At 32.8% G+C, this 14,357-nt stretch carries 14 protein-coding genes; 2 read left to right on the forward strand and 12 right to left on the reverse strand.

The annotated features are described in order from the left end of the window. The 11 genes from A2255_03240 to A2255_03290 all read right to left on the reverse strand — a co-directional run. Positions 1-678 (reverse strand): hypothetical protein (locus tag A2255_03240; GenBank protein OGI23036.1); only part of this gene is annotated, 678 nt, incomplete at its 3' end. A gap of 392 nt (positions 679-1,070) precedes the next feature. Further along, positions 1,071-2,381 (reverse strand): flagellar protein export ATPase FliI, encoded by a 1,311-nt coding sequence (locus A2255_03245; GenBank protein ID OGI23037.1) that lies wholly within the window; start codon positions 2,379-2,381, stop codon positions 1,071-1,073. After that, positions 2,374-3,189 carry a hypothetical protein gene (locus A2255_03250; GenBank protein ID OGI23038.1) on the reverse strand — a complete coding sequence of 272 codons (816 nt, stop codon included), beginning with the start codon at positions 3,187-3,189 and terminating at the stop codon, positions 2,374-2,376. Before A2255_03250 ends, A2255_03245 begins: the two co-directional genes overlap by 8 nt. Further along, the gene (locus A2255_03255) at positions 3,173-4,198 is read right to left on the reverse strand and encodes a flagellar motor switch protein FliG (GenBank protein ID OGI23039.1); all 1,026 of its coding nucleotides are present in this window, start codon (positions 4,196-4,198) and stop codon (positions 3,173-3,175) included. The genes A2255_03250 and A2255_03255 overlap by 17 nt, the downstream gene beginning before the upstream one ends. A 6-nt stretch (positions 4,199-4,204) precedes the next feature. Then, positions 4,205-5,752 carry a flagellar M-ring protein FliF gene (locus A2255_03260; GenBank protein ID OGI23040.1) on the reverse strand — a complete coding sequence of 516 codons (1,548 nt, stop codon included), beginning with the start codon at positions 5,750-5,752 and terminating at the stop codon, positions 4,205-4,207. 95 nt (positions 5,753-5,847) lie between these two features. Continuing rightward, positions 5,848-6,135, reverse strand: a complete 288-nt coding sequence (locus tag A2255_03265) for a flagellar hook-basal body complex protein FliE (protein ID OGI23055.1) — start codon at positions 6,133-6,135, stop codon at positions 5,848-5,850. A 188-nt stretch (positions 6,136-6,323) separates the two neighbouring features. After that, positions 6,324-6,536: a hypothetical protein gene (locus tag A2255_03270; protein ID OGI23041.1), complete on the reverse strand. Its 213-nt coding sequence runs from the start codon at positions 6,534-6,536 to the stop codon at positions 6,324-6,326. A 23-nt stretch (positions 6,537-6,559) separates the two neighbouring features. Then, a complete protein-coding gene (locus A2255_03275; GenBank protein OGI23042.1) occupies positions 6,560-7,051 on the reverse strand; it encodes a flagellar basal body rod protein FlgC in 492 nt (163 codons plus the stop codon). Between the two features lie 2 nt (positions 7,052-7,053). After that, complete coding sequence (locus tag A2255_03280) at positions 7,054-7,509, reverse strand: flagellar basal-body rod protein FlgB (protein OGI23043.1); 456 nt, start codon at positions 7,507-7,509, stop codon at positions 7,054-7,056. Between the two features lie 36 nt (positions 7,510-7,545). Then, complete coding sequence (locus A2255_03285; GenBank protein OGI23044.1) at positions 7,546-8,745, reverse strand: hypothetical protein; 1,200 nt, start codon at positions 8,743-8,745, stop codon at positions 7,546-7,548. Positions 8,746-8,895: 150 nt separating this feature from the next. Next, entirely contained in the window at positions 8,896-9,609 is a 714-nt protein-coding gene (locus A2255_03290; GenBank protein ID OGI23045.1) for a hypothetical protein, read from the reverse strand. 1,339 nt (positions 9,610-10,948) lie between these two features. On the opposite strand from A2255_03290, the gene A2255_03295 reads away from it, so the two are divergent. Together A2255_03295 and A2255_03300 are read left to right on the forward strand one after the other, a co-directional pair. Next, the gene (locus A2255_03295; protein ID OGI23046.1) at positions 10,949-12,397 is read left to right on the forward strand and encodes a hypothetical protein; all 1,449 of its coding nucleotides are present in this window, start codon (positions 10,949-10,951) and stop codon (positions 12,395-12,397) included. Beyond that, positions 12,397-13,839, forward strand: a complete 1,443-nt coding sequence (locus A2255_03300; GenBank protein ID OGI23047.1) for a hypothetical protein — start codon at positions 12,397-12,399, stop codon at positions 13,837-13,839. The genes A2255_03295 and A2255_03300 overlap by 1 nt, the downstream gene beginning before the upstream one ends. A gap of 42 nt (positions 13,840-13,881) precedes the next feature. On the opposite strand, the gene A2255_03305 is transcribed toward A2255_03300, so the two are convergent. Beyond that, on the reverse strand, positions 13,882-14,357 hold a 476-nt coding region (locus A2255_03305; protein OGI23048.1), incomplete at its 5' end, for a hypothetical protein.

The following is a 14,357-nucleotide window of genomic DNA, read 5'->3' on the forward strand; positions in this document are numbered from 1 at the left end:
TAGTTTTATCCTCTCAATTACACTGTATGCGTAATCAAGACCGTATCCAAGTGCGCCCATATTCGGGTCGATCAAGATTTTATCAGGATCAAAGCCCATCTCTGTTATGAGAATATTAAGCTGCTTTGCAAGATTAATATCAATTGGCGTTCTTGCAATAATATTATGATTATTATCTTTTATTGCAGGAATTACTTCTTTATAATTATCTTCCGTTATTAATCCTATGGTACAAGGTTTGTTTGCAGCTTTTGCAAGAGCAGGTAGAAGTTTTAAATCAACTTCTTTTCTGTCTGAGCCTAGAATAATTAATGGAATATTAACATTTTCAAGAATTTGGCTTAATTTGTCCTGACTTTTACTGATTTCCAGATCAATATTTTCGCAATGAGCAATATTAAATCTAACAGCTAAAATATCTGCACCTTTTTCTTCTGCTTTTTTAGCCCACTGAGTAAGATCATTAATGCAGTCTCCCCAGGTATCTTTCAGTATTTTTGAATAATTTCCAGGGGGATTTGACAGAATCTCAATTGCAATAAGTGGTTTTATTGTATTTTGTATTTCTGAATGCAAAAATGGAAGAGAATTTTCTCCACCTATGGTTAAATCATTAAGATTTACCTGCCTTATAGCAGTTTTATATTCTTTTTTAGGAATTACAAAAGTATTACTCATTTTTCTCTCTCAAAAAATTACTTCTATTAAATATTTTACATTGCTAAAAAATAATTGAATAATAAATTTTCAATCGTTTATTATGAATATGAGCTAATAAACAGATTACACGTAAAATATGCTTATGCAAGTTATCTATTAAACCACTTTTTTAGATCATTTATAAGAGGAAAAACTTAAGCTTCTAAATTAACTTTAATCGCTAATAATTATAATTAAAAAATTCTCAAAACACCCACCCACAGCCACGCATTGGTAGCAAAGAGGCTTTGCCTCTTTTGCAATTCGCTATAATTTTTGAGAATTTTTACTCAATATTCGTGTAGGTTTTAGCTAATTAGCTATTCAGGCAAATTAGGAAATATTTCTGGTTGTATTTTAAGTTAGAGCGTTTATTTTTGAGATATTTCAATTAATCTGTTAACAGTTTCAGGGTAATCGGCTTTTTCATCTGTCGGTTGTTGTAAGAAATTATTTATTTCGTCATTTAATCTGATAGCTCTATCAATTTTGGGATCAGTACCAGTAACATAAGCTCCAATATTAATTAAGTCTGCATTTTTATTATATGTTGCAAGTAAATCTCTTATTTTACCGGCAGCTTCTATATGCTCCTTTGCGGATACTTCAGGCATAACCCTACTAATACTTCCCAAGACATCTACAGCCGGGTAATGATTTCGATGAGCTAATTCTCTGGATAATAGTATGTGTCCATCAAGAATACCTCTGACAGTATCAGATACAGGTTCATTAAAATCATCACCTTCAACCAGAACAGTATAAAGACCTGTAATGGTGCCTGTATCAGTTGTACCTGTTCTCTCCAGTAATTTTGGCATAAGGGCAAACACTGAGGGGGTATAACCTCTTGTAGCAGGGGGTTCTCCGACTGCAAGACCAACTTCTCTTTGTGCCATAGCAATACGTGTCAGAGAATCAAGCATAAATAAAACATCTCTACCGCCGTCTCTAAAGTATTCAGCTATACTTGTAGCCACGTGTGCTGCTTTGATTTTCACAAGAGATGGTTGATCTGATGTAGCAACTACAACTACAGACTTGCTTAAACCTTCTGGCCCGAGAGAATTCTCAATAAATTCTCTTACTTCACGGCCTCTTTCTCCAATTAAAGCAATTACGTTCATATCAGCATTAGTATTTCTGGCTATCATGCCAAGTGCTGTACTTTTACCAACACCGCTACCGGCAAAAATACCAAGCCTCTGCCCCTTACCTATTGTTGTGAAAGCATCTATAGATCTTACCCCCATAATAAGAGGTTCTTTAATACGTTTTCTTGTTAAAGGATTAATTTTTTTAATTTTGGTTGAGTATGTTTTACTGGTTCTAAGCGGGCTTAATTCATCAATTGGTCTTCCAAGGCCGTCTAATACCCTGCCTAATAGTTCTGAGCCAACTTTTACTTGAATTTGTCCGCCAGAATTTACGACAGTAGCTCCAGGCCTTAGTCCTTCCATATCTCCTAAAGGCATTAAAAGAACTTTATTAGATTTAAAACCAACTACTTCAGTCCATATAGGTTCCTGATCCATTTTAGGGTAAATATAGCAAAGATCTCCAATGCTTGCTGATGGACCATCTGCTTCTATAATAAGGCCGATGATCTCAGTAACATGCCCAATTTCTCTGAATGTATGGGTGTTTCTTACAATATTATTATATTTAGTTAAATCAATCATCTTCTTCTACATTTGGTGGTTCCTGGATTTTTATCTCAATTTCTTTAGGAATTTCAACTAATACAGGATTTTCTTGTGCTTCTAATAAAATTTGTCTTGTTATTTCAGATATTTGTGTCTCTAACCTTGCATCTATCCTGCTTTCTGAGGATTCAATTATCACCCCGTCAGCAGGAATAGTTCTGTCTTCAAGTATTTTAATAGATTTTAATCCTTTAATTGTTTCTTTAAGTTCTTCTGAAAAGTCATACAGGTATTTAGTAATTGCAGGATTAACCAGAATATTTACTTCCTCTTTATCTTTTAACTCATTTATTGCTGCTTTTATGATGTTTAGAATTATTTCCGGTTGAATTTCAAGTTGTTGTCTTAAAATTTTCTCTGCAATAACTATAGTTAGTTGTAATATTTCTTTTTCGGATGAGGATATTATTTCTTTTTTGATTTTAAAGACTGATTGCGCAAGAATATTCAGACTTTTAATTTGATTAGCAAGATCTTCATGAACCTGACGGTGTCCATCTTGATATCCGGTATTATACCCTGTCTGATAGCCTTCTTCCTTTGCTTGATCGGCTGCTTCTTGGGCTTGCTGTAAAAAGTCTTGAATCTGTTGGTTTGCTGCTTCAATAATTTGTGCAGCTTCAGAGTTTGCTTTGTTAATAATTTCTTCAGTTTTTTTTTGGGCGCTTATAAGGGCACTTCTCTGTATCCTGTCTATTTCTTCCTTTTCTTTTTCCACACTGCCGAATACATAAGAATTACCGAGTTGAACGTTAGAGCTCTCAATCCTACTCAATGAAATCATCCTCCACATCACGGGATAGTACAATTTCACCTGTGGTTTCCAGTGCACGAATTGTAGAAACAATCTTGGTTTGACATTCCTGAACTTCTCTTGCTCTAACAGGGCCCATATATTCCATATCGTCTTTTAACATAGCAGAAGCTCTTTCTGACATGTTTTTGTATATTTTTTCTTTAACTTCCTGATTAGAACCTTTAAGAGCCATTGCAAGATCTTTAGTTTCAACTTCACGTAAGATACGTTGAATTGATCTGTCATCAAGCTTGACAATATCTTCAAATACGAACATTAACTCTCTGACTCTTTCTGCAAGTTCGCCATCATAAGATTCAAGAGTCTCCATTATTTTCTTTTCAGTAGTTCTATCGCTTCTGTTTAATATATTAGCCAGAGCATCAACACCACCAGCTTTTGAAAAGTCTTGTGAAACTACTGAGGAGAATTTGCTTTCTATAATTTTCTCTATTTCACTTAAAATTTCGGGGTTTGTTCTGTCCATTTCAGCTATTCTCATAGCCACCAGTGATTGTAGTTGTGGTGGTAAGCTGTTTAATACAGCTGCTGCTTTATCTGGTTTTAAATATGCAAGAACAAGGGCAACCAGTTGAGGATTTTCATTTTGGAATGATGTTGCAAGTTGTCCGGGATCTGCATCATTAAAGAATTGAAATGGGTTAGTATGAAGTGTAGCCATTAATTTGTCAAGAATTTGTTCTGCTCTATCTCCTCCATAAGCTTGTTCCAAAAGCTTTTTAGCATAATCCATACCACCTCTGGATAAATAGTTGCTTGCCTGAAAAAGCGAATGAAACTCTTCAAGAATTTCATCAAGAGTTTCTTTAGGTACTTTATTTAAGCTTGCAATATCTAAGGTTATTTGTTCAATTAACTCATCATCAGGAATATTTTTTAAGACTTCAGTTGCTGTAGATGGTCCAAGTATAATTAAGAGCGCTGCAACTTTTTGAGAGTTGCTCATATGGCTTAATGTTAATTTAGTTATTTCCATAGTTTGTTAGTCCTTAACGTATGATAATAGCAAACGAGCCGCTTCAGACGGGTCTGACAGAATAATATTATTTAAATCTGATTTTAATCTTTCTAATTCAGGTTCTAATTTTGCTTCAATAGCAGGAATTGAGGCTGCTTGCAGAAGGTCTGGTTCTTCTTCACCGTCATCATAATATGCTTCTTCTGAATAAACTTCTTGTCCTTGAAGAGGTTTTCTGATTAGTGAGCTGAATACAAACAATGCAGTTAAACCAAGGATCAAGACTACTAGCATTGGTGCAATATTTTTAACCCATAGTTCCATGTTAGTTGTCTTTTGAATCTCTGTTAACACTTTTTCGGTTGTTTGTTCTTCTGCTTCAGCAAATTGCATGCCGGTTATGGTTATAATATCTCCTCTTTCAAGGTTTGCACCACTAGCTGAAACAATAAGGTTTCTCAGTTCATCTTTTTCTTTAGAAGTAAGTATTTTATTCAGGGCAACAGCGATTGTCATTTTTTCTAATGTACCAGGTGCATAAATAATCTGCTTAATTTCTTTAGATATATTAAAGTTTTTAATAGATTTTACTTTCTGATAGTTTGTATTTTTAGCACCTGCTGGGGCGGGTATTGCTCCTTCTTGTGCTTGTGTAGGATTACCATTATCATAGGCTTCACTCTCGGATTGAGTGCTTACTACAACACCTTCTGGGGAGTTTTGGCTTGCATTTGCAGGAATGTATCTTTCAATAGTTGCTTTAGCGGTGTCAAAATTCATAACTGCGCTAACTTCAACACTGAAATTATCCTGTCCAACAAGCTTCTCTATGACTTTTGATACTTTCTTGGATATTGTATTTTCAAACTTAAGCCTGTAATCGCTAACATCTCCACCTTGATTTATCTCTTCAGATAATGGAGTACCGTCTTGACTGGTAAGGAATACTCTGTCAGGAGTTAATCTTGGAATACCGTAAGCCACAAGATTTTTGATAGCTTTAACCTGATCTGGTTTCATTCTAAAACCAGGTTCCAAGATGAGCATTACTGATGCAGACGGAAGTTCTTCTTTTTCTGAGAAAATTGATCTTTCAGGATCTGCTAATTGTACTCTAGCCTTTTTTATCCCTTTTATTCTTTCAATAGTTCTTGTTAATTCTCCCTGGAAAATTCTTTGGCGTGTTAGTTTATTTTGAAAGTCTGTAGCTCCTAATTGAACTTTATCGAGTAATTCAAATCCAGGATTGCTGTCATGAATAACATCATTTTCAGCAATCATTAATCTTAAATCTTCTTTTAAATCAACGGGAACGAGAATTGTTTTTTTATCATCACTTAATTTATATTGATATCCTGCTTTTTTTAGATTTTCAATAACCGCAACTGCATCAGTTTCAGATAGATCACTATATAAAACACCCCAATTAGGCTCAGTAGATTTTGCAATAAAGTATGCAATTGCAGCAAAAGTAACAACAGTAAGTAGAACAATAGTAAACTTTTGGGGAAATTCAAGTCCTCCCCAAAGTTTTTTTAGATCTTTTGCTAATAGGCTAAAATAGTTATTCAATTCTCTCTCCCCGTTATAACGACCCCTATTTTAGGTTAGTATATCTCAATTTTATACGAATATTTAAAATAATCAAAAAAGTTAAGTTAGTTTAACTATACTGGAATTTTTGATATTTCCTGATATGCCTGTAAAATTTTGTTTCTCAGTTGTAATGTTAATTGCATAGAGAGATTTGATTTTTCCATAGCTATCATTACGTTATGAAGATCTATATTTCCACCAGATGCGAAGGTTTCTACGGCACCTTCAGCATCTTTTTGCTTTGTATTTACGTCATTCATATAATCTCCCATTACTTTGGAGAATGCTTTTACAGTTTTATCTGCAGTTAAATTATCTGATACAACTCCTTCAGTGTTGATAAATTTTTCATTTGTCAATGTTTCAAGATCTTGAGCGAGTTCTTGATCATCTATTAATTGATCTTTGGTAATTTTACCTTTTAAAGGAGTATCTTGTCTGTCAGAAATTCCAAAGGCATTGTTATTATTTGGCATATTTATTTGGAATTTGTTTGGACTTACAATAGTATCAAAACCATTAGGTCCATTTAATGATCCAACCATAGTTAGCTCCTATTATTATATTTAATTCTTGTATTTTTTTCAGAATTTAAAAGTATTGTATTAGTTTTATTGATGGAAGCGGTATTAGGATTTTTGCTTGTCAAATCTGTTAATATCACTTTTAAGTCTTGAATAAGTTTTTCATCTTCTTGAAGGGAATTCTCTTGTGTATTTATGGGACTAGAGAAATTATCTCTATTTATAAAACTTGGCATAATTAGCCCCCTTTAAAGACTTATTATATTCTTAGCGCTGATGATAACATATTTTTAGCAGTATCTAAAGTTGTAATATTTGCTTCATAAGCTCTACTAGCTGCTATCATGTCTACCATTTCTGTAACAATATTTATATTAGGCATAGATACAAACCCATCTTTATCTGCATCAGGGTGTGTTGGATTGTATATTTGTCGTGGAGGGTTATTATCTTCCACAATCTGGTTTACAGAGACTCCTGTTGCTATATTTGCAGCATTATTACTAGTACCTGAGTTGGCATCTAATTCCATATTAATATCGGAAATACCGTCTGATGATTTACCTTTATTTGGGTTCATTGCATCATTATATATGGCTGAAAAGACAACTTCTTTTTTTTTGTAAACTCCAGGAGTGCCATCAGGGTTTCTTGTAGTATTAACGTTAGCAATATTACTTGCTATCGCATCCATTTTTATTCTTTGTGCATATAAACCAGAGGCGCTAATATTCAGAGAATCAAAACTCATTATTATCTACCTCCTTGCTCTATTACTGATCTTAGTCCTGAAAACATTTTTTCTTGCATAGTTGTAATTGCAGCATATTTGGTACCATTTTTAGCTAATTCTGCCATTTCATATTCTATATTTACATTATTTCCATCGGTTTTTATAGCAGCGTTACCTGTTTCAGATATTTCAGGTTTAAATTCCTTATATAAATCCTCTTGGTAATTTAAGCTGTTGGATAAAACTACTGAATTTGCTGAATTCATTAATTTTGCTGAATTCTTTTCTTTTTCTTTTTGAATATCAGTATTTTTCTCAATAATTTTAACCAGTTGATCTTCAAATTTTACATCAACTCTTTTATATCCAGGAGTATCAGCATTAGCTATATTTGCAGCAAGGGCATTATGTCTGGATGACAAAGCATTAAGAGCTAAAGTCGATGCTTCTATAGGATTATTGCTTATTAATTCCATTATTATATGCCTCCCCTGTATTTATTATGTTTATAATTACTGTATAGGTAAGGTTAGACCAAATATAGTCCCATTAGGGCTTGTAGAAATAATGTTTAAGCTTCCACCATGGGCTTCCATTATTTTTCTTGCCTGAGCAAGACCAAGTCCTGTTCCTCTTTCTTTTGTTGAAAAGTAAGGTGTAAAGATTTTTTCTTTGTTCTCTGGAGATATACCTTCTCCCTGATCTTGAATTTTTATATGTACCATATCATCGTTATCTTGGTTGTCTACTAAGATTTCAACATTAGTATCCTTTTTTGATATTTCTAATGCATTTTTAATAATGTTTAAAATAGCCTGATTTAGCTTGATTTTGTCAAATTTTACTTGAATACCTTTATTTAAAGAATATTTTAGTGATAATTTTACTTCTTTTTCTTCAAAAGATGGTTTAACCAGATTAGTTAACTCATCTAAAGCGCTTTCAAGGTTAGTATCTGACTTTTCAATTGTCATAGGTTTAGAATAATCAATCAATTCAGTTAAAAGGCTTTCTAAATTTTTTGATGCGTTACTGATACAAGTAGCCGCATTATTTAGAGATTCAGCAATTTTGTCTTCTTTAATATCAGAATTTATTTTTTCTATGTTTTTAGAAATGATTTTTGCATATAAGTCTATAGAACTAAGAGGATTTCTTAGTTCATGTGCAATTGTTGAGCACAATTGTCCAATAGCTGCCAGTTTTTCAGTTTGTAGTGTTTTATTATACAGTTCTTTAAGTTCGGTATTTGCACATATAAGATCTCTTTGACGACTTTCAAGGCTTGCTATCAGCTTTCTTAAAATCATTGTAAAGTTTTCATTACGGCGTCTATCTTGTTTAATCTGTGATAAATCAACATTTAATTCATCGTTAAATGATATTGTTTGCAAATGATCAATAATTTGTCTTGAATCATATGGATTTAATGAACAAAAACCATCACATAATCCAAATACTTCTGATGTTGTTTCATTCCAGAAAAGACAAGCAGAAAACTTTTCATCAATAATAATCAGGAGCTCGTCGTCTTCTAATTCAGGATTATTCAATTTAACTTGTATAAAGCTTTCAGACTCAGCTTTATCTGAATATGTATATACTTTTAATTCTGAATATTTGAGCCTGTTGAGTAACCCTTGAAAACTTTCAGTGTTTTTAATTTTAATGAGAACTATTGCGCCATATCTATTTTCGATAACGGTCTCCAATAGGCACCTAAACAGACTCGTGAGTGTCTGTTTAGTGTACATATCTGTCGTTATATGACTCATTAAATCTTTTATTGAATTGCTATTTTTAGGAAACCTTTTCATCTCATCCTCAAGTTTTTAGGGTTTATTCTAGGCTAAAGCTGATTTTTATACAGCTGTGCGTATTTTTTTTCTTGAGCCAAGACCATGATTAATTGCGTATAAAACAGCTTGAGTTCTGTCATTTACCTGTAATTTTTGGAAAATGTTATTTACGTGAGTTTTTACGGTTGTTTCACTGATAAACAACTTGTTAGCTACGCCTTTATAGGTAATTCCTTGTGTAAGGAGTTCAAGAACTTCTTCTTCTCTTTGTGTAAGATAGGAGAGTAAGTTTTCTTCGTCATCTTCAAATTTATTTTTATTGTCATCTTTAAATGATTGATAAAAATGATCAAAGAATTTAACTGTAAGTATTGGTGGAAGGTAAATTTTGCCGTTCAAGATTTCATTTATAGAGGTTATTAATTGTGAAGCAGCCATTGTTTTTAAAATATAGCCTCTTGCTCCAACTTTCATTGCTCTAAAAATGAGATCAGCATCGTCATACCCTGTAATAGCGATGATTTTTACATCTTCATTTAATTTTTTAATTTCTTGAATAGCAGTAATGCCGTCTGTTTCTGGCATATTGATGTCCATCAATATAATTTCAGGATTGTATTTCTTAACCAGAGAAATAGCAATTTCTGCTGAAGCTGCTGTACCGATAACTTCATAATCACTTTCGATATTGATTAGTTCTCGAATACCTGAAGCATGATCGTAATTGTCATCTACGATTAAAATTCTAACGTTTTCTTGAGTATCAACTCTTCTCATATATATCTCCCCCCAGACGTGTAAATTTAACGATAACCTACTTGCATTTGAGTTATTTACTCCGATATCAAATTTCGACTTTCTACATTAAGCATAGTACCCTTTTAAACTACTCATCTCATCCACTAAAAGGTTTATCTTTCTCCCTTATAAGGTTGAGTTCCTGGTGTAAACCATATGGTTTAGAAGAGTATCAAGATAGAATCTCTAGGATACTTTGAGCGTAAAGATTTTATGGATGATTTATTTTATATGATTTTTTGACTAAGTTTCACGAGTAAATAATCCTTAATCCTAAAAAATACAGGTGGGCATAGCTGGATAGCTATTATCTGAGATTATCTATACCTGATCAGGTATAGATAATTATTAAAGTTAGGAGGATTTTTTTAAATTTTACTAATTTGAATAGAGTAAGACATTTGGATTATAGATTTTAGGAAAACAATCTATCAATATTAATCCTTTTAGTTGAGTTTTAAGTATGTTCGACAAAAAATTTATACAAGAAACAACTTAATTTATTAGGGCAATTGTATTATTTTGTTATTCAAGTTTTAGCATGTTCCTAAGCTAATTCTGACTAATTTAAATAAAAAATAGGGTAATATGCATTACCTAACTTAGGTTAACGACTAAAGCCTTTGAAGCAATTAAACTTAGTTTAAAGTTATCAGTTATCGTTGGTGCACTATTAAAAATTGAGATTGAGTGAGTCATTGCGAACCTTATAATAGGGATATTTTCTAAAATCGATATTGTGAAGCAATCTCAGAGCATATTTCGTTGCATTGAGATCACTCCGCAATTAAGATAAATGATAATCCTCAATACGCATTGGCTCGTGATGACTGAGTGATTATTACTAAATTCCAGCTATTATTGATTTTATATTTATATGAATTATAAATGTTTTGTTAACATTATTTAAAAATTTAATTTATATTCCAAATTTACTATCAAATTTTTTTTTTAGGGACTTTATTAATATTTAGAGGATTATTTTTGAAAAAATGAAATTAGGAAAGGGAGATTGCATGAAGATTCAGTCAGTTAATAGTGTACCTTTTGGATTAGGAGTACAAAATAAAAAATCCCCCAATAATGAAGCTATTTTAGATGTTAAACGTCATGATTTAAAGCCAATTAACTTTGAAATGGCTCGAGCTCTAGAGGTGTAAACTTTAGAGGTAAAGTTGATAATCCGTCAGAAGCAATTAGACAGACTTTAGGTGGACAACAGTTAACAGTTACTTCAAATCGTGGTTTTTACAATTATGCCGGTAAAGCAGAAGATGGTACAGAAAAACCGTTACAACAAAGCCCCGGTGGATTAGCTATGGCAATGGATGGAGCTTTAATTCCTGCAAAAGGTATCTGGGTTTCCTGGGATGGTGCAAATAAGGTTGTATCAGAACAAGATAGAACTTATGATGTAAATACAGGTTATAAAGTTGCTCATTTTTCCATGGATCCTGATAAAATGAATACTTTCTATGGAAAAGTTTCAAACTGTTTACTTTGGCCAACAAGTCATGATTTGCCACAATATGCCAGTGAAGTGAGCGATGATGAGTGGAATACTTATAAGGATGTAAATAAAACCTTTGCGCAAAAAACAGTTCAGCAGCTTGATAAAACCGGAAAAGGTAATGTTATATGGGTACAAGATTATCAATTAATGATGACACCAGGTTTTATAAGGGATGAAATTAATAAGAAAGACGAATTTAACTCAAAAGATAAAAAAGCATCTTTAGGCTATTTCCATCATATTCCTTTTCCAGAACCAAAAGTTTTCCTATCGGGATTAGGTAAGGAAAGAGCTGCTGAAATTGTAAAATCACTATTAAAGTCAGATATGATTGGATTCCATATTCCTATGTATGTAAATAATTTTGCTAAAACTGTTAATGTACTTAAATCTGAAGGATTATTACCTGAAGTTAAAGGCATAAAAGATGAAGGAAAATCAAAAATAATTTCATATAAAGATGAAGCAACAGGTGTTGAAAGAAAAGTAAAAGTGCAGGATTTTCCAATAAGTATAGATTACGAGGATTGTAAAAAAATAAGTCAAAAGCCAGAAACAGACAAGGCAATGGAGTCAATACAAGAACAAATAAAGAGTAAAAATCCTAATCATGAGTATTTAGTTTTTGGTATAGATAGATCTGACTATACTAAGGGAATACCAGAGAGGATTGAAGCAATAAATAAATTTTTAGCTTCAACTCCAAAAGAAGACCGTGAAAAAGTGACCTTTACACTTGCTATAGCCCCAAGCAGAGGCTCTATCCCACAGTTTGCAAGATTACATGAAGAAGTAATGGAAGCTGTTGAGAATGTAAATAAGAAATATGGCAATGAGAATTATACTCCGATAATTCATCTTGGTAATTTATCCCCAGCTGAAAAAGCTGGTTATATGCGTCTTGCTAACAGTATGATTGTAAATCCGGTTGCAGATGGAATGAATCTTGTTGCAAAGGAAATGGTAGCTCATAAATTGCCGAATGATCCTCCTTGTCAATTAGTTCTTACAAGAACTGCCGGTATAGCACATGATCCTGATTTTGCTAAAAATTCACTAGTTATCGATGATCCAAAAGACACCGATAAAATTGCTGGATTAATAGGACAGGCTATAAATAATATAAAAAATGATCCGGAAGCTGTTGAAAAACAGACCAAAGAACTTAACGAAAGTGTAAAACATAATAATATTGGCAAATGGACTGTTGATTATTTGAAAGACCTAAAAAGCTTTGTAGGAAATGATAAATAATGCCTGTCAATTTCAGTCATATTAGGCCTTATTATCAGCCGATTAAGCATTATCAGCAAGTAAAGCCTAGCGTTGTTAACTCGGAGACAGCTCAGTATTCTGAGCTGTCTCCGATAATAAATTATAATATTTCTAATAAAATTAATATTAACAGAGTCAGCTTTGGTTCTAACGGAAAATTAAGCGCTCTACTTCCTCAAGAAGTTGTAAGCTTACTGCCAAAACAGGCGATGCAGGAAATAGATAAAGCAGTTCCTTTTGAAACTCTTACCAGAGTTAATGATAAGAATAAAATAGAACTTAATGCTTTAGGGAAAGAATTATCAGCTGCAATAGAAGGCAAATTATGCCAACTGGGAAAGCTTGAACAGAGCAAACTAAATAACTATTTATTAAAAGGACTCGATTTTGATGGAACAATTTCATTATTAGTGCCAAAAGCAGATGATGCCATTCCATTAGAAGGAACATTAGACAACATTTTAGCTATATCGACACTTCCAAATATGAAAGTAGGCATAATTACCGGTAGAGAAGTTGGAGATTTGCTAAAAAGAATAGAAAACGGTAAAAAGCTGGAAGAACTTAATAAACCTGATGGAAATTGCGCTAAAAAAGAGGATATCGAGACTTCAATTAGAGAATTTAATAATAAAGTTAAAGAAAATCTTTTTGTTAGCGGACTTCATGGCATGCAGGAGCTTGTTAATGGAGAGGTTGTAACGAATATATCTCAAAACCATAAGGATAAAATAAACATATTAAGAGAAAATATAGAGAAATTTAAGAGTAATTCGCCTAAAGAAGATATAAAAATCACCCTGTTTGAGGATAAAGGATGTGCTATAGGTTTTCACTATGATGCAAATTACTCTGCTCAGGAAAAAGAAGCAGCTTTAAAGCAGGTTTTAGGCTTGATAAAAGAGTCAGGTATATTAATTGTAAAGCCTGAAACCAATGGAAATGAAAACCTGCTCAAGCTTATGAAAGATGCTGGCGTAAAAACTATAGAGAAAAATGAGATTAATGAATCAAACAAAGATTCTGTATTTAAGTTAATAAATGGCAGTGGGGTTCTTGAAATTGTTTCACCGTCTTCAAATAAGGGAATAATTTTTGAAAAAATCTTCAATAAATATAAAGAATCGATTAATAATCAATTGTCTAAAAATCCTGATGCTAAAATTCTCTTGTCATACACTGGTGACGATACTACTGACTTTGAAGCATTTAAAATGCTTCAAAAGTTAAAGGAAAGATTTAAAGATAAAGTAGAAGTTAATGCGATTTTAGTAAAAAATAATCGTGAAACTGACCTGAAAGACAGAATAGAAGAAGTAAAAGATATTATTACGATTGTTCCAATCCAAAAGAATAGAGAATTTCTTGCCAGTCAAAATAAAGTTTTATCTATTCTGGATAATTATTTTAAGACTTTATAAAAAAAAGGAGCTTTCGCTCCTGTTTTAGTATGCAAAGGGTAATTAGGAAAAATAACGTCTTAATAAGCCTTCAAACATTGCAGCATGCCTGCCTTCATCTTTTGAAGCGCTGTTGAAGAATTCAGCTGCATCATTGTTGCCTTGATTTAGAGCGATTTCAGCTGCTTCTTTTTTGCCTTTTTGTGCGCCTCTTTCGGCTTCCACTCTCCATTCGAGGTTTTCTTTTGTAGATTTAACTTTTCCTTGAATTTCAGCTATTTGAGCGGCATGGTAACCTTCTTCAACCGCAATTTTTATAAATGTTTGCGCAACTTCAGGAAGTCCTTCTTCTTCGGCTTTTTTAGCAAAAGCTAAGTATAAACCTACTTCTTCAGTTTCAGCGTCCCAGTTTGCTTCGAGGTGTTTAGATGTCACGCTGGTGTCTTGTTCTTTTACCTCTTCGAATTCTTCTTTTGGTGCTCCGCAAATCGGACATACTTCCAGTGCTTCTTCGCTTGCTACCACGTAACCACATCTTA

This window comes from Candidatus Melainabacteria bacterium RIFOXYA2_FULL_32_9, assembly GCA_001784615.1.
GTDB lineage: Bacteria > Cyanobacteriota > Vampirovibrionia > Gastranaerophilales > UBA9579 > UBA9579.